A 17,264-nucleotide genomic window follows, 5' to 3' on the forward strand; every position below is an offset into this window, starting at 1 on the left:
AAGCCGCGCGTGCACCGAAGCCTCCATACCAGCCAGTGGGCTGGCCGTGCCCGCCCGTCCGGTCCCGCGTTCAGGAGGGGCGCGGCCATCTCGGCGGGAGGGACCGGCGGCGCGGAGGGCAGGGACGGCCTGATGTGCGCGGAGCCGGGCTCGCGGTCCACCCGGGCCGCCTGGTTCTGCTTCCAGCCGACCCGCGGCGACCGACGCTGCTTTCACGAGACGCGGCTGGCCGCGATGGTGCTTCAGGCGGCGACGCCGAGTTCTTTGCGGGTGCGGTGGATGAACTCGCGGACGGCCGGCTCGCGCCGCCAGGAGCCTACTGTTCGTCGTCCTGAGATGGACCCAGTGCTCGGCGGGGAAGTCGTGGAACGCCAGCAGCTCGTCGACCTCGCCGGTGATCTTCTTGATGGCCTTGGGGAACTTCGCCCCGTACGCCTTCTCGAACGCGGTGATCGCCTTCTCGGCGTGCGCACGGTCCTCGGCGGTGTAGATCTCTTGCAGAGCCTTCTTCGCGCCGGGCTGCGCGGACTTGGGCAGCGCGTTCGAGACGTTCCCTATTTTGTGAACCCTACAGCGAGAAGCTCGGAGCCACCACGCCGGACAGCATCGCCACCGACGTGTGCATCAAGGTCTTCGCGACGCACGGCGTTGTCGCCTATCTCGGGCGGTCGGGCGTGCTGCCCAGCCTCCTCAACGCCATGCAGAGCGCCTGCGGTCAGTGCCAGCCACCGGAAGGCACCACCATTCCCCTGATCGCCGAGAGCGCCCGACTTCCAGCTCCACCCCGCCCGCACGGCACGAACCTACCCGTATATGACACTCTTCTACGAGACCACCAATGCCCCGACGCCGGACTCGCGGGATCCCTACGCCCAGTTCACCAGGACTTCGCAGCCGTCTTCGGGCGCCTGAGCGCCGACGCCGACGGCGGCTTCGACACCGTCGGCATCGTGTCCAAGGTCATCGAGAATCTTCTCCCGGCTTCCCAGGACGTCCGGCCCAACGACATCTACCTGCGGCTCACCGCCCACGGCGTGTCCCAGTACCCCGGTGCTTCGAGCGTGCTGCAACGGGACGCCAAGAACAAGTACCCGCCCGACAAGGCCGTCTACATCCGAGACGCCTGTAGTCGATCCGTCCCCCATCGCCTGTCCCCGTCGCTACTGGAAATCTGCAGGTCACGTACACGATTCGTCGATCGGCGATGCTGAGAAGCCCGACGCTCCGTCAGGTACGGCGTACCGCGCGGCCATCGCCACGATGCACCGTTGGTGCGATTTCGGATGGAGGTCGCCCGAGATCGGCGGTGTAGGTCCACACATCGCTGCCGTCGAGTGGCGGAGTTCGGGCGCGACGACAGGTCGGCCTGATCGACTGCCTCTATGCGACAGAGGGCGCGCGGAGGCTGATACTGCGGAGCGGGCGTTGCGGCCGGAACTGGCCTGTCTCCCGGTCGAGGCCGTCGTACCCCGGATCTACGACGACATGGTCGAGGTGCGCTGTGCGATGCGGAACAGGGCGGGCTCGCGTTGGGGTGGTGCCCGACGGCCCTCGACCGCGTCTGGGCCGGCCACAGGCCATCGCGCCCTCGCCCTGTCTCCTCTCGCGCCAGGTCAGGACGCCAGCAGGTGCGGTGCGTGCGTGCGGACCGCGTCCAGTAGTTGTTGCTTCGACGGGTTGACCATGGCGTGCCCGGCGACGGTGACGGTGGGCACCGTCTCGTTCCCGTCCGCGACGGAACGGACGAACGCTGCTGCGTCCTTGTCCCGCCAGATGTTCCGCTTGGAGTAGCGCAGGCGGGTGAAGAGCAGGCTCAGCCGCAGCTTCATGCAGAACACGCACCCAGGCCGCCAGTACATCACGACACCCTCGCGTTCCTCGGACATGCCATTCCCCCGTACGGTGTCGCTGTCCCTGACTGCTGGAACGCCCAGCCTACGGGAGGCCGGGGCCCGTCCCTCGGGGCGTGGCCAGGATCTCGCGGCCGCGGTCCGGGGTGATCATCTGGGCCAGGACCGGGTCGGCGAACAGGGATATCGGGGCGATATGGTCCTCACACACCGGCTCCCACAGGCGCAGCGCGGCATGGAGTTCGGGCCACGCCTCGTCACACAGGGCCGCGCGGGCCGCGCGGACCTTGGCGGGGTCGGACAGCGGCTCGGCTTCCGGCCGCGGGCCGCCGCCCGCGTACAGGCTGACGACGATCGGACCCGTACGGTTCGGCGGTTCGTCGGGAGCCTGGAAGGCTGGGTGTCCGGTGAGGCGGTCGGTGACGGCGTGCACGGCCGCGTCGAACTCGGGCCCGCCAAAGGTGAGCCGGAAGCCCGGCTCGGCCGTACGGGCCTCGTAGTCGGCGACGAGCGCCCGCACAGGCGCGGGCGCGTACTCCCTGAGCCGCGGCAGGGGCCGCAGGTCGTCAGGGTGCGCGAGCTGATCCTGCCGGACCAGCAGCGGCAGGAGTTGCGCGGCGAACAGCGGACTGAGCAGGAGGTCGTCGTGCCCCAGGCGGTACCACATCAGGCTCGCGATGTGGCCGCGCCAATCGCCGAGCATCGCCTTCATCTGCATGCTCAGCACGTCGGCCCGCTCCCGCCCGTACTCGTGCGCCTGGGCGAACACCGCCAGCGGTCTGTCGACGGCCCCGGCCAGCGCCTCGCAGCGGGCTCGCTCGACCTCCGCGTCCCAGTGGTCCCGGGTGGCGCCCGGCGGCTTGCGCAGGGCGTGGAAGGACACCCACTGCCGGCGCATGAGGTCGTAAAAAGAGCCGTACCGCTCCGGTCCCTCGCCGGACCAGGAAGCGAGCCAGTACGCCGCCCACTCACCGTCCTCGTCCACGTCGTCCGGGTCGAGCAGCATGACCGCCGCGTCACCCTCGAGGGACAGGCGCAGGGAGCGCGCGAGGATCTTCGCCTCCTGAACGCCGAACGCATCCTCACCGTCCTCGTCCTCCGCGAGGTCTTCCCAGACCTCGATCCAGGTACGGTCGTCGGTATCGCGCAGCCATTCCAGCTCCGCGGTGCCCGCCAGCCGGTAGATGAAGTTGCCCGCGTCCCTCCACCCGTTGGTGACCTGCAGGAACTGCCGCAGCGAAGGCGGCAGCCGGCGCCCCAGCCGGGCCTCGGCCGCGGCGACCTCGGTCTCGCTCGCCGGCGCGAACCCGAGCCAGGTGTCACGCACGACCTCCGGCGCGAGCGGCGCGTCCTTCTCCGGGTCGTGCCCCGCGATCCACTCCGCGCTCCACTGCTCCAGAAACGGTCGCCACGCCGTGCACTCACCCATCGTCCCCTCCGCCTCTCCCTCTCCGTTGTCTGACTTCACCTCACCACAGGGGTATGACAATGGGTTGCGGCCCCGGCTCGGCTCCGCTCGGCCTTCTCCTTGGCTCGGCTACCACGATGGGGCGGTCGGCGCCGTCGTCGCCCACCCTCGCCTTCTTCGGGCGGACCGGGGGCTCCGAATTCGGCACCCGGTCGCTTTGCCCGGGTCGGCACCGCGGGAGTGTCGTGGCCGCGACTCACGACCCCAGCCTCGCCCCAGCCAGAACGGCATCCCCGCGGGGCGGCCGTTCCAGATGCTGGGCGCCGCGGCACCCCGCAGCAACTCCAGGACCTCGCCGATCTCGTGGATCCTGTGACGGCCCATCCGCCGCGGGAAGAGATCAAGGCTTGTGACCGCGCCCCGGCCACGGGCTTCGAGAGAGCCAGAGGTCCCGGTTGCCCGCGATCAGCACACGCCCGTCCGTGAGGGTGGCCGCCGCGCTCGGGGGATCCTCGCTGCAGCCGAGGCCGCCGCGTTGCCATCCCGTGGTCGTCCCGTCGCCAACCCAGACGGAACTGCACCACACCGTGCGGGAGTTCGGCTCGGACTTCGGCCGGGGGGCCGAGCCGACCAGGACCGGGTGGCCCGCGGAGTCGACGGTCGCGGCAGCGATGTTGCCGGTGCCCATCGCCGAACTGTCCATCCGCATCCAGTGGGTGCCGTCCTGGCTGGTGAGAACCAGCGGGAGGGAATCGTAGAAGGCGCCGGCCTTCGCGTAGCCGCCCACGGCGAACCAGTGGCCCGACGCGTACAGGACGCGGTGCACCTGTGTGCCCGGTGGCATCCCGGTGATGTCGCCGGACGTCCAGTGCAAGCCGCCGTCCGCGCTGTGCCAGAACGGGATCGTGCCCGTGGGGTGGAAGTTGTAGGCGTTGGTCGCCGCCGCGCCGAAGGCGACGACCTGTGTGCCGTTGACGCCGAAGTCGCCCACGGGCGTGGACGGTTGCCGACCGTCGATCGCCGGCAGCGGCACGCGACGCACGGTCTTGCCCGCGTCGTCGGACGCGAACACGTACGGAGACTCCACCTGGTCGACGGTCTGGCCGCCGCCGATCAGCAGGCGCGTGCCGACCTTCATCGCGGTGTTCACCGAGGCGTCGTCCGCGGTCTCCTGCTCGGGGTGGGTTTTGAACGTCAGCGGCAGCGCGGCGAGCCGGGACTGCTCGCCGTTCGGCGCTCGGCGGGTCAGCGTGGCGCCGACCCCGATCAGTGAACCGTCGTCCCACGGCACCACCACGTCGCCCGGCAGGCCGCCGCCGAGCCAGCCGCTGCGCATGGAGTACGGCACGTCGGCTTCGTCGTCTGCGCCCGGATTCGGGGTGATCGAGAGCTTCGTACAGCCCTGCGGACCGGTCCAGTTGACGTTGACATAGCGGTACCCGTTGGCGAACGTCCCCTCTCCCAAGGCGCAGTCGCCCAGCGGCACCAGCTGGCGCAGACCCTCGCCAGGCGCCACGTACCCCTTGTTGTGCGGGCCGGTCACCGACGGGTAGCCCACCGCGCCCGCGTACTTCTTGAACCCGAGCTTTGTCGCGCTCGTCTCTCCCGAACCGGTGTTGTCCGCTCTGATCTTGCCGCAGCCGCCCAGCACCAGGGCCATGCCGGCTATCAGGCTCGCGACGGCGGCGAGCCTCCCCCCACGTGTTCTCATCCCTCCACGCTACTGAGCTCCACCGCATGATGCCGGGAGTTGCCAGGGCGGGCGCAACATGCGAGCCCCGACTATGTTCTTCAACGTCCTTGCCCCCTTCGCTGAGTTCGAGATCGACCTGCTCTGCCACCGGCCCCGTGAAGGCATGACGGAAGGTGTCGCGCTGGCGCCGTCCCCGAAGGCTCACCCCTGCAGGGCAGCCTGACGCCGGATACCGCCGTCGAGGATCCGACCGAGTCCGGCCGTGAGGGAAACCCCGCTGGACGCGCTCGCCGACGCGTGGGGCGTCCGCCGCACGGCCTGGGAATAAGCGTCTGGTTCGTGCTGCCGACCCGCCCGGACTCCGTCGCCGCGGTCGCGGCCAGGCCCCCTGACAGCTCCGCTGACGTCCGTATCCCGGCCGCACCCCGCCGGTCCCCCTGAGGCCGCACGCCCCGAACGAGCATCAGAATGGCGCTTCCGCGGTACCACCGGATGGCGTCGCACTCGGCAGCACACCTACGGGAAGCGGCAGGTTGGTCACCACGAACTGGTTCAAGATGTCGTCGCGATCCATGAACATGATCTGGCTCCGCTTCGCAGCGTCCAACGCGTTGCCCAGCCAGTTGCGTGCAGCCTTGGTGATCTCCCCGCCGGCCACGATGAACGCATGGTCGACGAGGACGCGCCGGTTGGTCTCGGGGTCGAAGATCTCGTGCGCCAGCATCATCAGAGCCTGATTATGGATCTCAGCGATGTTGGCATTGCCCGCCCTGGACTTTCCGGTGGCGTCCAGTTTCCCGCGCTTCACCTGGATGCCGAGGTACAGGAAGTGCTGGGTCGGCAGGGTGTACCGCATCCAGATGTCCTTGCCGTACTCCAGCGCCTTGTCCCGGTGCCCGGCTGCAGTGATCCGGTGAAAGCCCAGCTGACGGAAGAGCGGCAGCAGCACTTCCTCAATGAGTGCATCCTCACTGCACGTGTCCAGGAACGCGGCAAGTGCTGTGCGCCGCTGCATCTCGGCGGCACTCAGAGGGCGATGCGGGTTCTTGGCCAACATCGAGACCGTGTTCGTTCCGATGTGCCGCAGGTAGCAGTGCTTGTCCTCCCCATAGAAGGCTTCGAACCCTTCGCGGGCGAGCGCATTGTTCAGCAAGCGCAGGGCATTGGGTCGGTCGAGACCCTCATTGAGGGCATCCGCCGGATTCATCAGGTGGTCGATCACCCTGCAGAAGGACTCCGGTGGGTGTGAAGGCCCCTCGTGCGGCTCCGCCAACAATTGTTCCAGCACCTCCGCGACCCAGCGGTGCCGCGTCGAACCATCGTGCTCCCAGTCCATGTCGAGTTCCGTGAAGAACTCGGTGATGTAGCTGCTCGACCGATACGGAAAATATGCTGGCTCGGCATCAGCTTGATGATCTGCCGTACCGAGGTTTCCGCAAACGAGGTCGCCAAGCATTTCCAGCGTTCGCTTTCTGAACTTCACGACGCCCTCCCCAGAGCCGCTCCCCCAGCCACCGCGTGCGGACCATTGTGCCCTGTCACCGCAGAACCGTCCGGCACGTACGACCGAGTCCGGTTTCGTCACGGCTGCAGCATCAACGGTGGCCACGACGTCACGCATCCACCGACAGCCGGCATACCGCTGAGCCCGCCTGAGCAGGGCACACCGCATCGACCCACCACACGACACGAGCCACCCGGATTCCCGCGGGGCCGCGTCGCCTCACGAGCTCCACCTTGCTGGCTGCGATCGCAAATCCAGTGTCACCGAGCGCATCGCAGGAACACGAACTGCATGAGGAGCCGGGCGCGTCATGCGCGCAAGCACAGTCGAGCTCGACGAGACGAAGCCCCACCGGAGTGCTCCGGTGGGGCTTCGTCTCGTGGTTCCGGCAGAGGCCCCGCCAGCATGTTCCCCGGCGCGGCCTTGCTCTATCACCGCCCTGTCACAGGCGCTGTCACACGTCTGTCACCAACTACGCGGACTCCCCAGGACTTGCTGCCCTGACCTGCTCTTACGCGCCCGCCCTGGACTGACGTGGACGCCCAAAGACGGTCTCTACAACCTGTGCCATGTGGTACCCAGTGAGGGACCGAGGATCAGGACGGGAGCCTCTTCCGGCCCGTCAAAGCGGTATTGCAGGGTGTTCGACGGTGTCTCACTCACGCCCCAGACCCTCTCACGTCTCACAGACGCCCCTATAACGCGGGGGTGTGGGAGACCGGTCTGACGAGGTTGAAGACCTCGCGGGCTGCGTATCGCTTGAGGCATCGGATGATTTCGCGGCGGGTCTTGCCCTCCTGGGTGCGGCGTTCGTAGTACGCCTGGGTGCGTGGGTCGTGGCACAGCCGGGTGATGACGATGCGGTGCAGGGCGGCGTTGGCCTGGCGGTCGCCGCCGTGGTTGAGCCGGCGCGTGCGCCGCCGGCCAGAGGAGTACTCGATGGGGCTGACTCCGCAAAGGGCAGCAAAGGACGCCTCGGAGTTCAGTCGCTCGGGGTTGTCTCCCATGGCCATCAGGAGAGTGACGGCACCGTCCGGACCGATACACACCGGTTCGAGTAGCTGCGGGGCGTGGCGTTCGACGAGCCAGGTCAGGCGCTGGTTCAGCTCATTGATCTGAGCGGTGAGCTGCTCGATGCGCTCGACGGACGGTCGCGTGGCCCTACCGGCTGCCCTTCGCATCCCCCGGCGTGGCCGCGGTCGGCCGCCGCCGGGCTCAGCGACCGGTCGGACCAGCGTCCCCCGGGAGTCCCGCGGGGGCCATGCGCGGTGCCGTTTGATCGGGGTGTCCTGCACGCGCGAGACGTGCCGCCACGTCCGCGACCACGTCGGCCTGCCGAGGCACGAGGTAGAAGTGGTCGCCGGGGAAGGCACACAGGTCGAAGGAGTCCGGCGCGGTGAGATCGGACCAGGCGCGGACGCTGTCGAGCCCGCAACTCATGTCGTTCTGGCCGATGTAGGCGGTGACGAGCGCCTTGACGGGGGTCGGCTGCGAGGGGCGGTAGTTCTCGATCAGCCGGTAGTCCGATCGGAGGGCGGGCAGCAGCAGCTCACGCAACTCCGGGATGTCGTACGCCTCCGAGTGCATGTCCCCCAGGCGTCGGACGTGACTGATCAGCGTCGCGTCGTCGGCCTCGTGCAGGGCGGCGCGTTCGGCCCGTTGCGGCGCTTCGTGCGCGGACACCATGAGGTGCGCGGGGACGATGCCGCGCGTCTCCAGGCGCAGGGCCACTTCGTAGGCGACGCAGGCGCCCATGCTGTGCCCGAAGAGCGCCAGCGGCCGATCGAGCCAGGGCCGCAGTGCCGTGGCGATCGCGTCGGCCATGGCGGCCATGGACTCGATACAGGGTTCCGCGAGCCGGTCCTGGCGGCCGGGGTAGCGCACGGCCAGCACCTCGACGTCCGCCGGGAGGAGTACGGGCCAGCCGTGGAAGAGCTGGGCCGTGCCGCCGGCGTGCGGGAAGCACAGCAGCCGGAGCCTGGGCTCGACCGTACGCCGGTGGACACGGAACCACTTCTTCTCGTCGATGCCTCCCGCGGAAGTTCGGGTCACTGGCATCCGGTCGGTCTCCCTGAAGGTGTCTCGGTGGGGCGTCTGTCCGTTTTGCGGGCTCAGTGCGCTTTGGCGGCGACACTGCGGGGCTTGGCGGCGGACTTGCTCCGTCCGCCGGTCCGTCCTGCGTTTGCCTCCGCGTCCGCGTACGCCGGCCCGCCGGTCGCCGCGGCGTGCGGCGCGTGGAGGGCGCGCATCTCGGCGCTCGCCTCGGCCGCGAGGCCGTGCATCTCCGCGCCGGCTTGCTGGACGGCTCGCTGTACTTCGAGTCCCACGCCCACCGATGTTCTGACGATCCCCCGCACCAATGGCTTGCCGACCCTCTTCACCAGGGACGCGGCGACCAGACCAATCAGGAAAGGAGGTACTACAGGCGGCATGGCTCGACATCCTTTTCTTCTGGCGGAGACGAAGAAGGTGCGGAAAAATCAACGGTATTGGCCGTGAGGGAGACTGGTAGACTCTCGCCGCTTCTTCACCCGTTCGAGTGTGACGTGGCATCTTGTCGGTAATGGGAACGCCTGTCGGGCGAGCTCGCTCGGACGGGGGACATCGTCCGGCGTGTCCCCCGTCGGACTGCGGAAGGACCCACCGCCGCCCTCGGTCGCGGTGGCACGATGACCGCCATGCACCGCCGACCCGTTCCGTCCCCCAAGGCGCGGTCCCTCATAGCCTCGGCCGTCGTGTCGGCCCTGCTGGCCGGCTGCGGCGGTGACGTGTCGTCGACGCGGACTCCGGTGGTCGTGGACGGCACCGTCACGATCGCCAGTGCCTCCGAGACGCCGAGTTTCCACCCGTACTCGCAGTTCGGTCTCTCTCTGGCTCCGTACGCCTACGACTCCTTGGTCTCGATCGCGCCGGGCGGCGGGGTGGTGTCCGCCCTGGCCGAGAGGTGGCGGGCCGGGGACACGTCGGCGCGTTTCACCCTCCGCAAGGGGGTGACCTGCTCCGACGGCACGACCCTGACCGCCTCGGCGGTGGCCCGGTCCCTTCGCTACGCCGGCGACCCGCGCAACCGTCTCGTCGGCGCCCGGACCGCCCTGCCCGACGTGCCGTTCACGGTGTCGGCCGACGACGCGGCGCGGGAGGTGTCGGTGCGGACGGCGTCGCCGTACAGCTTCATCGTGCGGACGATCGGTCTGCTGCCCGTCGTCTGTCCCGCCGGCCTGGCGGATCCGGCGGCGCTGGACAGGAGCACCGCAGGCACCGGCCCGTACGTGCTGAGCGGCTACACCTCGGGAGGCCCGTACGTCTTCACACGACGCGCGGGGTACGCCTGGGGGCCGCGGGGAGCGGGCAACGCGGCCCCGGGGCAGCCGGCGCGGATCGTGGTCAAGGTGGTCCCCCAGGAGGCCACGGTGGCGAACCTGCTGCTGACGGGCGGGGTGGACATCGCCATGGTGACCGGCCCGGACCGGGAGCGGCTGGCCGGCCACGGCCTGACGGCCGTCCAGGTACCGACCGTGGTGGGGCTGACCTTCTTCAACGAGCGCTCCGGCCGGCCGCTGAGCGATCCCGTGGTGCGCCGGGCACTGGTGGGGGCCCTGGACCGCAAGGGCCTGGCCAACGTGGCGATCGGCGGCGACGGTACGCCCGCGCGCCATCTCACCGCCCGCGACTCGCTCTGCCACTCCGACGTCGCCACCGGGAACGTGCCCTCGTCCGGCGCCGTGCGGGGGCTGCGCGCGGCGGGCTGGACGAAGAACGAGCGGGGCCGGCTGGTCGGGGGAGGCCGGCCACTGCGGCTGCGGGTGCTCAGCAGCGGCGACTTCGGCTCCACCCTTCCGTCGGTCGCCGAGCTGATGGCAGTGATGTGGCGGGCACTGGGCGTCGACGTCGACCTCGTCGGCGAAAGCGGCAACGCGGTGGTCCACGCCATGTACGGGAGCGGCGACTTCGACGTCGTGGTCGGCAGCTCGCCGGGACCGCAACTGCCCGCGCAACTCGTCCCGTACTTCTCCGGCCCGCCGTCGTCGGGAGAGCTGAACTTCGCGCACGTCACCAATCCCGCGTACGACCGCCTCGTCGCCCGGGCCCTGCGTTCGCCCGGCGACACCGGCTGCGCGGACTGGAACAGGGCCGCTGCGGCGCTCCTGCGCTCGGCCGACGTGCTGCCCGTCGCCGACGGCACGAGCACGGTGTACGGCCACCGGACGACGTTCCGCCTCGCGCCGGGCGGCCGGATCGTGCCGACCAGCATTCGCCTGCACCGGTAACCGTGGCGGATGCGCCCGGGCGCCCGCCGGTCGAGGAGGTTCCCATGACGACCGTGTCCGCACGGCTCGGCGCCCGTCCCCGGGTCGCCCCGTGGGTCGTGTTCTGCGCCCGGCGCGCGGTCCGGCTGGTGGTGTCGCTCTTCGTGGTCGTCACCGCGTCCTTCGCGATGATCCGGCTGGTCCCAGGAGACCCGGTGCGGGCCGCGCTGGGCGTGGACGCGCCTGCGGACCTGGTGGCGGCGAAGCGGCACGAGCTGGGTCTGGACCGCAGCCTGACGCAGCAGTACTGGGATCACCTCCCGCGCCTGGCCCGGGGCGACCTGGGGGTGTCGCTGGTGTCCGGCGAGCCGGTGGCCGACCTGGTCGGGGCGCGCCTGCCGGCAACGCTGCTGCTCGCGGTCCTGGCGTTCGTGTGCGTACTCGTCGTCGCCCTCCCAGGAGGGCTGCTCGCCGCCGTGTGGACGCACGGAGGTCGGCGTCCGCGGACGGAACTGGCGTTCACCGCGACCACCTCGGTCCTCGCGGGCGTGCCGGGCTTCGTCCTGGCGACGGGTCTGGCCGCGGGGCTGTCGGTGGCGCTGCCCCTGTTCCCCGTCGCCGGCGACCTCGGCCCCCGGTCCTGGGTGCTGCCCGTGTTGGCGCTGGCGCTGACTCCGACCGCGGTCCTGCTGCGGATCGTGCGGGTGGAGACGCTGGAGGTCCTCGCCACGGACTACGTCCGCACCGCCCGCGCGAAGCGGCTGTCCGCCGTCCGGCTCCACCTGTGCCACGTGGCGCCGAACGCGCTCACCGCGTCGCTGACGTACGCCGGCAACCTGCTGCCGGCCCTGGTCGCGGGGACCGTGCTGGTAGAGAAGGTGTTCGCCTGGCCGGGCATCGGTTCGGCGATGGCGCAGTCCGTGGCGGCGCAGGACTACGCGGTCGTCGAGGCGTCGGTCCTGGTGCTGGGCTCGTCGGTCCTCGTGGTGAATTTCCTGGTCGATCTGGCGCTGGCGCTGCTCGACCCCCGATCCGTCATCCGGAAGACGTGATCCGATGGTGCTGTCCTCCGCTTCCCCGTCCCCCGTCCCCCCGTCCCGGCTGTCCGCCCGCCGCGGCCGGTCCCGTGCGTCCCGGTCGGGCTGGGCCACTCCCCTGGGCGTGACCACCCTGGTGATGCTCTCCTCGCTCGCCGTCCTGGCCGTCGCCGGGAAGGTGCTGTGGGGGCGGCGGGCCGACCGGCCGGACCCGTCGGCGGTGCTGCGGGGGCCCAGCACGGAGCACCTGCTCGGCACGGATCACCTCGGCCGCGACCAGCTCGCCCGGCTGCTCTCGGCGACCTGGCCCTCCCTGCTGCCGGCTGTCACGGCCACACTCGTCGGGGCCGTCGCGGGCATCGCCCTCGGCGCGCTCACCGCCGTCGTGGGCCGGCGCGCCGCCCGCCTGCTGGGAGCTGTGATCAACCTCCTGCTGGCCTTCCCCGCGATCCTCGTCGCGATGTTCCTCGCCGCCCTCTTCGGGGCGGGCGCGGCAGGCGCGGTGATCGCGCTCGCAGTCGCCTCCGCACCGGGCTACGCGCGGATCACGCAGACACTCGCCGCCCAGGTGGCCGGGACCGACTTCATGGCCGCGGCGCGCGTGCTCGGGCTACGCCGTCACCGGCTCCTGCTGCGCCATGTGCTGCCCCACATCACCGGACCGCTGGTGCTCAACACCACGGTCGCCGCGGGATCGGCGCTCTCGGCGCTGTCGGGGCTGAGCTTCCTCGGGCTGGGGGTGCGGCCGCCGGCGTACGACTGGGGACTCCTGCTCAACCAGGGGCTGGACCGTATCTACACCGAACCTCTGCCGGCCGTGGCGCCGGGCATCGCGATCGTCTACGCCTCCGTCGCCTTCCAGTTGCTCGGCGAGATGCTGGCCGGAGCCGCCGCGCGACGAGCCCGCCCGTTCCCGGAGGAAGAGCCCGCAGCCGGGCCGGCCCGCGCCGCCCACCCGGCGTCCGCGGACCACGTGCTGGAGGTGGACGGCCTACGGGTCGACCTCCCCAGCGCGGACGGTGTGCTCCGGCCCGTCCGCGGTGTGACCCTCGCCCTGCGGCGTGGCGAGATGGTCGGCCTGGTCGGCGAGTCCGGTTCCGGCAAGTCGATGACCGCGCTCGCGCTTGCCGACCTGCTGCCCGACGGCGCATGCGCGACCTGGAGCACCCACCGGTTCCTCGGCACGGACGTAGGGTCGGTGACCCGCAAGGAGCGACGCGGGCAGCTGGCCACGGGCATCGCGTTGGTCTTCCAGAACCCGGCCTCCGCGTTCAACCCGTCGCTGCGCATCGGCACGCAGATGACGGAGGCCGTGCGCACGCACCGGGGCGTCCGCCGTGCGGAGGCCGTCGACCTGGCGCTGGACCGGCTGCACCGGGTCGCCCTGCCCGCCGGACGCCGGTTGCTCCGGTCCCGCCCCTTCCAGCTCTCCGGCGGTCAGCGCCAGCGTGTGGCGATCGCGACGGCGTCGATGATGCGTCCCGCTCTCCTCATCGCGGACGAACCGACGACGGCCCTGGACGTCACCGTGCAGCGGCAGATCATGGGGCTGCTCCACCGGGTCCGGGACGAGGACGCCACGGCGGTCCTTCTGATCAGCCACGACATCGCTCTGGTCGCCGACGCCTGCGACCGGGTGCTGGTCATGTACGGGGGCACGATCGTGGAGGACCTTCCCGCCGGCGAACTGGCGGCCGGGGCACGGCATCCGTACACGCGAATGCTCGTCGCCTCGGTCCCCGACCTTGACGCGGAACCCGGCAGCGCCCCACGTGCCATCGAGGGGGGCCCGCCCGATCCGTACGGCACAGCCCCGGGCTGCGCGTTCCGCGACCGCTGCCCCCAGCGGCTGGAGCGGTGCGCGGTGGAGGGCCCCGTGCTGTCCCCGCTGGGCCCGGGACACGACGTGGCCTGCTGGCAACCGCTGTCCGCGCCGCCGTCCCGTACGCGGCAGGGATCCGAGGAGGCGCAGAGGTGAGGGCAGGACCGGGACTGGAGCTGAACGAGGTCACCGTCCGCCACCACGGTCCGCTCGGGCCGGTCACGGCGGTGGACCGCGTGTCGCTGGACGTTCCCGCGGGCACGACGGTCGGCCTGGTGGGCGAGTCCGGGTCGGGGAAGTCCACGCTGGCACGAGCCGTCGTCGGGCTGGACCCGTTGTCCGGCGGACGGATCACCGTCGGAGGGCGGGAGTACGGCGGGCGCCGGACGGCCGACCGGCGCGGGCTGGGGCAGCAGGTCCAACTGGTGTTCCAGGACCCGGACACGGCGTTGGACCCGCGCATGACGGTCCGGCAGTCGATCGCCGAAGCGGCCGGGGCGTTCGTCCGGCTGGATCGCCACGAGCGCGCACAGCGCGTGGCCGGTCTGCTGGAACGGGTCGGTCTCGACGCCGGCTGCGCCGATCGGCTGCCGCGGCAGCTCTCGGGCGGCCAGCGCCAACGGGTCGCCGTCGCCCGCGCGCTCGCCGTGGAACCGGCGGTGCTCATCGCCGACGAGATCACCTCGGCCCTCGACGTGTCGGTCCGGGCGGCGCTGCTCACGACGCTCCGGGACCTGCAGCGGCGCATGGGCTTCGCCATGCTGTTCATCAGCCACGACCTCGCCGCCGTCCGCCACGTGTCGGACGCCGTCGCCGTGATCTACCTCGGCCGGATCGTCGAGACCGCCGCCACCGAGCGCCTGCTGAGCGGCCCCCGGCATCCTTACACGCGGGCGCTGCTGGCCGCCGTGCCGCGTCTGCACCCCGGCAGACGTCCGGCGGCAGAACCCCTGCTCGCCGGGGAGCCGCCCGATCCGGTGTCGCCGCCGGCCGGGTGCCGCTTCCATCCGCGCTGCCCCGTCGGGCCGGACCGGCGCCCAGGGCGGGACGTCTGCGTCGTGCAGGACCCGCAGGAGGACGCGACCGGACGGCCGCATCGCGCCGCCTGCCACTTCCCCTGCCTCGCCGACGACCGCCTGCCCCACGCGCGGCGCGTCCCCTGGGACGGGAACGGTGCGGGGCCGGTGCCGTCCGGCGGTTGACGCGCCGGACGGCACCCGTGCCGCGACGAGCGGTCTACCGGCGGCGGGCCGGCGCCGAGCCGAGCTTGGCGCCGAGCACCGACAGGAAGGTCGGGAGCTTCGCCACCGCGGATTCGGGGACGGGGGTGACCTGGACGGTGTCCCGGACCACGTCTCTCACCACGAGTTTGTAGGTGCCGTCCTCGCGGACGAGTTCGGCTGCGTAGAGCAGTGTTTCCACCAGAGGTCCTTCGGTCGTGTCGTGCGACGGGGATCAGGCGCCGTCGAGCCAGGCGTGCCACGCCTCGGTCGCCGCCGCCTCGTCCGCGTCCTCGGCGAACAGGTGGTGGCCCAGCCAGATCGGCCAGTTCCAGGAACTGCCGTTGAAGAAGCGGTACAACGCGTCAGGGGCCCGCAGGCCGAGGAAGTCGGCGTCCAGCCAGTCCACGACCAGCTCCGTCGGGCCGCCGTCCGTGCTGGGCAGGTCGAGCGTCAACCGGTCGCCGACGGCCGAGTCGTCGGCCAGGCCGAGGCGTCGGCGCAGCGCGGCGAAGTCCGCCGGGTCGGCGGTGCGCTCGGTGCGCGAAGCCCTGACGTAGACGGCGGGGCGGCCTGCGAAGTGGGTCAGGTACGCGGCGAGGGAGTGCTGGTAGAAGTCGACGTGCCGTTCGGCGGCGTCCGTCTTGGTGTCCCACTCCCAGGCGTCGTCGACGATCCCGGCGTGCACCCAGTGGATGCCCGTCCGCAGGCGGGTCGTGCCGCCGTCGGCGGGCACGACGCGGTAGGTGAGCGTGTTCGAGAACCCTCCCTCCTGTTCCGCCCGGACCGCGAAGTGGCGCGGCGGTTCCCACGCCACGACGGTGCTGTCGCCGCGCGTCACCTTCCCTCCGACGCGCGGTTCGACCTCCATGGGGTACAGCCAGCCGAGATTGCCGGCGCCGGTGGCGACCGCATCCCACACCCGTTCGGGCGGGGCGGGCAGGTCCTGTTCCCGGCTGACCTCGAATTGTCGTGCCATGGGCACGTCTCCTTCGTCGTTCTTCATGGTCGGTACGTGAGTGGCAGGGCGGTGAGCCTGCGCTGCAACGGGTTGGGCCGCCAGTCGAGGACCGCGCCGTCGGCCGGCCGCAGGTGCGGGAGCCGGTGGACCAGCGTGCCGACGGCCACCTCGGCCTGGAGCTTGGCCAGCGGTCCGCCGAGGCAGAAGTGGGGACCGTGGCCGAAACTGAGGGCCCGGCTGCCGGAGCGGGTCAGGTCGAGCCCGTCGGGGTCCTGGAAGCGCTCGGGGTCCCGGTTGGTCGCGGCGAGGAACAGGTACACCAGCTCGCCCTCGCGCAGTCTCCGCCCGCCGATCGTGAGGTCCTCGGCGACGACCCGGACGATCGCCTGGGTCGGCGTGTCGTAGCGGGCGAGTTCCTCGACGGCCGGGCGGATGAGCATCGGGTCGGCGCGCAGCCGGGCCAGTTGGCCGGGGTGGCGCAGCAGGGCGAGCATGCCGTTGCCGATGAGGTGGGTGGTGGTCTCGTCGCCGGCGGTGATCAGGACGAAGCAGGTGGACAGCAGCTCGGAGTCGGTGAGCCGGTCGTCCTGGGCCTGGGTGGCGACCAGGGCGCTGATGAGGTCGTCGCCGGGGTGGGCGCGGCGGCTGCTGACGAGCCCGGCGAGGTACTCCTCGTAACCGGCGATCGCCGCCTCGGACTTGTCGATGTCCTCGCTCAGCCGGCCGAAGCGCCGGAACCAGGTCTTGACCTGCGGGAGGTCCTCGGACGGGATGCCGAAGAGTTCGCAGACGACGGCCAGCGGCAGCGGCGAGGCGACCGCCTCGATCAGGTCCATGGTCGGGCCGGCCGCGACCGCCTCGTCGATGAGCCGGTCCACGATGTCCTGCACCCGGCCGCGCAGGGCTTCGACCCGCCGGGCCGTGAAGGCCCGGTTGGCCAGCTTGCGCAGCCGGGCGTGGTCCGGCGGGTCGGTGTTGCTCATGACCCGGCCGAGCCGGACGGTGAGCCGGCTGAACGCCTTCAGGTCGCCGCCGAGCGCGCTGTAGGCGCGGGTCATCCGGTCCCGGTCGCTGGAGAATCGGGGATCGCCCAGTGCCGCCTCGACGTCGGCGTACCGGGTGAGGTACCAGATGCCCTGGGTGCTGCGGTGGACGGGGTCCTCGCGGCGCATGCGGGCGTAGAGCGGGTACGGGTCCCGGCGGGCCTCCGGCGTGAGCAGGGCCGCGGCGAGGTCGTCGGACCGGGCGAGGCCCGCGCCGTCGCGGGCCTCTTCGGTGGTTTGGGTCAGGTTCACCGCGGACCGCGCTACTGCTGGGCGTTCATGGCATCGGCGAGGCTCTTGGGCCGCATGTCGGTCCACGAGCGCTCGACGTACTCCAGGCAGGCGGCGTGGGTGTCGGGGCCGTGGGCGACGGTCCACCCGTCGGGGACGTCGGCGAACTGCGGCCACAGCGAGTGCTGGTTCTCGTCGTTGACGAGGACGAGGAAGGTGCCGTCCTGGTCGTCGAACGGGTTGGTCAT

Annotated in this window: 16 protein-coding genes and 2 pseudogenes; 5 read left to right on the forward strand and 13 right to left on the reverse strand. The window is 71.2% G+C overall.

Features of this window, described 5'->3' with window-relative positions:
• Positions 1–321: 321 nt before the first annotated feature.
• A pseudogene (locus AB0G56_RS24280) lies at positions 322–576 on the reverse strand (transposase); the annotation flags it as partial.
• A 41-nt stretch (positions 577–617) separates the two neighbouring features.
• Here AB0G56_RS24280 and AB0G56_RS24285 point away from each other — a divergent pair.
• Positions 618–1,211 carry a hypothetical protein gene (locus AB0G56_RS24285; RefSeq protein WP_360972645.1) on the forward strand — a complete coding sequence of 198 codons (594 nt, stop codon included), beginning with the start codon at positions 618–620 and terminating at the stop codon, positions 1,209–1,211.
• Between the two features lie 402 nt (positions 1,212–1,613).
• Here AB0G56_RS24285 and AB0G56_RS24290 read toward each other — a convergent pair whose 3' ends face one another.
• From AB0G56_RS24290 to AB0G56_RS24325, 8 genes and pseudogenes are all read right to left on the reverse strand, one after another.
• Complete coding sequence (locus AB0G56_RS24290; RefSeq protein WP_319594182.1) at positions 1,614–1,886, reverse strand: glutaredoxin domain-containing protein; 273 nt, start codon at positions 1,884–1,886, stop codon at positions 1,614–1,616.
• Between the two features lie 49 nt (positions 1,887–1,935).
• Positions 1,936–3,279, reverse strand: a complete 1,344-nt coding sequence (locus AB0G56_RS24295; RefSeq protein WP_360972647.1) for an SMI1/KNR4 family protein — start codon at positions 3,277–3,279, stop codon at positions 1,936–1,938.
• A 379-nt stretch (positions 3,280–3,658) separates the two neighbouring features.
• Positions 3,659–4,969, reverse strand: a complete 1,311-nt coding sequence (locus AB0G56_RS24300; protein WP_360972649.1) for a hypothetical protein — start codon at positions 4,967–4,969, stop codon at positions 3,659–3,661.
• 445 nt (positions 4,970–5,414) lie between these two features.
• Complete coding sequence (locus AB0G56_RS24305; protein ID WP_360972651.1) at positions 5,415–6,434, reverse strand: hypothetical protein; 1,020 nt, start codon at positions 6,432–6,434, stop codon at positions 5,415–5,417.
• A gap of 585 nt (positions 6,435–7,019) precedes the next feature.
• Positions 7,020–7,118 (reverse strand): annotated as a pseudogene (locus tag AB0G56_RS24310) (3-oxoadipate enol-lactone hydrolase); the annotation flags it as partial.
• A gap of 32 nt (positions 7,119–7,150) precedes the next feature.
• Positions 7,151–7,636, reverse strand: a complete 486-nt coding sequence (locus AB0G56_RS24315) for a transposase (RefSeq protein ID WP_360972653.1) — start codon at positions 7,634–7,636, stop codon at positions 7,151–7,153.
• Between the two features lie 34 nt (positions 7,637–7,670).
• Positions 7,671–8,513, reverse strand: coding sequence for an alpha/beta fold hydrolase (locus tag AB0G56_RS24320; RefSeq protein WP_360972655.1), 843 nt, complete (start codon positions 8,511–8,513; stop codon positions 7,671–7,673).
• A gap of 53 nt (positions 8,514–8,566) precedes the next feature.
• Positions 8,567–8,887: a DUF5132 domain-containing protein gene (locus tag AB0G56_RS24325; protein WP_360972657.1), complete on the reverse strand. Its 321-nt coding sequence runs from the start codon at positions 8,885–8,887 to the stop codon at positions 8,567–8,569.
• A 246-nt stretch (positions 8,888–9,133) separates the two neighbouring features.
• Between AB0G56_RS24325 and AB0G56_RS24330 the strand changes: the two genes are divergently transcribed.
• From AB0G56_RS24330 to AB0G56_RS24345, 4 genes are all read left to right on the forward strand, one after another.
• On the forward strand, positions 9,134–10,723 hold the full coding sequence (locus AB0G56_RS24330; RefSeq protein WP_360972659.1) for an ABC transporter substrate-binding protein: 1,590 nt from the start codon (positions 9,134–9,136) through the stop codon (positions 10,721–10,723).
• A gap of 44 nt (positions 10,724–10,767) precedes the next feature.
• A complete protein-coding gene (locus AB0G56_RS24335) occupies positions 10,768–11,754 on the forward strand; it encodes an ABC transporter permease (protein WP_360972661.1) in 987 nt (328 codons plus the stop codon).
• 109 nt (positions 11,755–11,863) lie between these two features.
• Positions 11,864–13,717 (forward strand): dipeptide/oligopeptide/nickel ABC transporter permease/ATP-binding protein, encoded by a 1,854-nt coding sequence (locus AB0G56_RS24340; protein WP_360972663.1) that lies wholly within the window; start codon positions 11,864–11,866, stop codon positions 13,715–13,717.
• Entirely contained in the window at positions 13,714–14,763 is a 1,050-nt protein-coding gene (locus AB0G56_RS24345; protein WP_360972665.1) for an ABC transporter ATP-binding protein, read from the forward strand. The genes AB0G56_RS24340 and AB0G56_RS24345 overlap by 4 nt, the downstream gene beginning before the upstream one ends.
• Before the next feature lie 34 nt (positions 14,764–14,797).
• Here AB0G56_RS24345 and AB0G56_RS24350 read toward each other — a convergent pair whose 3' ends face one another.
• From AB0G56_RS24350 to AB0G56_RS24365, 4 genes are read right to left on the reverse strand one after another with little or no spacing between them, the layout of a single operon-like run.
• A complete protein-coding gene (locus AB0G56_RS24350; protein WP_360972667.1) occupies positions 14,798–14,983 on the reverse strand; it encodes a hypothetical protein in 186 nt (61 codons plus the stop codon).
• A gap of 33 nt (positions 14,984–15,016) precedes the next feature.
• Positions 15,017–15,760: an SRPBCC family protein gene (locus AB0G56_RS24355; protein ID WP_360972669.1), complete on the reverse strand. Its 744-nt coding sequence runs from the start codon at positions 15,758–15,760 to the stop codon at positions 15,017–15,019.
• Positions 15,761–15,783: 23 nt separating this feature from the next.
• Positions 15,784–17,037 carry a cytochrome P450 gene (locus AB0G56_RS24360; RefSeq protein ID WP_360972671.1) on the reverse strand — a complete coding sequence of 418 codons (1,254 nt, stop codon included), beginning with the start codon at positions 17,035–17,037 and terminating at the stop codon, positions 15,784–15,786.
• Positions 17,038–17,048: 11 nt separating this feature from the next.
• Positions 17,049–17,264: an MbtH family protein gene (locus tag AB0G56_RS24365; protein WP_311578353.1), complete on the reverse strand. Its 216-nt coding sequence runs from the start codon at positions 17,262–17,264 to the stop codon at positions 17,049–17,051.

This window comes from Streptomyces sp. NPDC021356, from assembly GCF_040641015.1.
Lineage (GTDB): Bacteria > Actinomycetota > Actinomycetes > Streptomycetales > Streptomycetaceae > Streptomyces.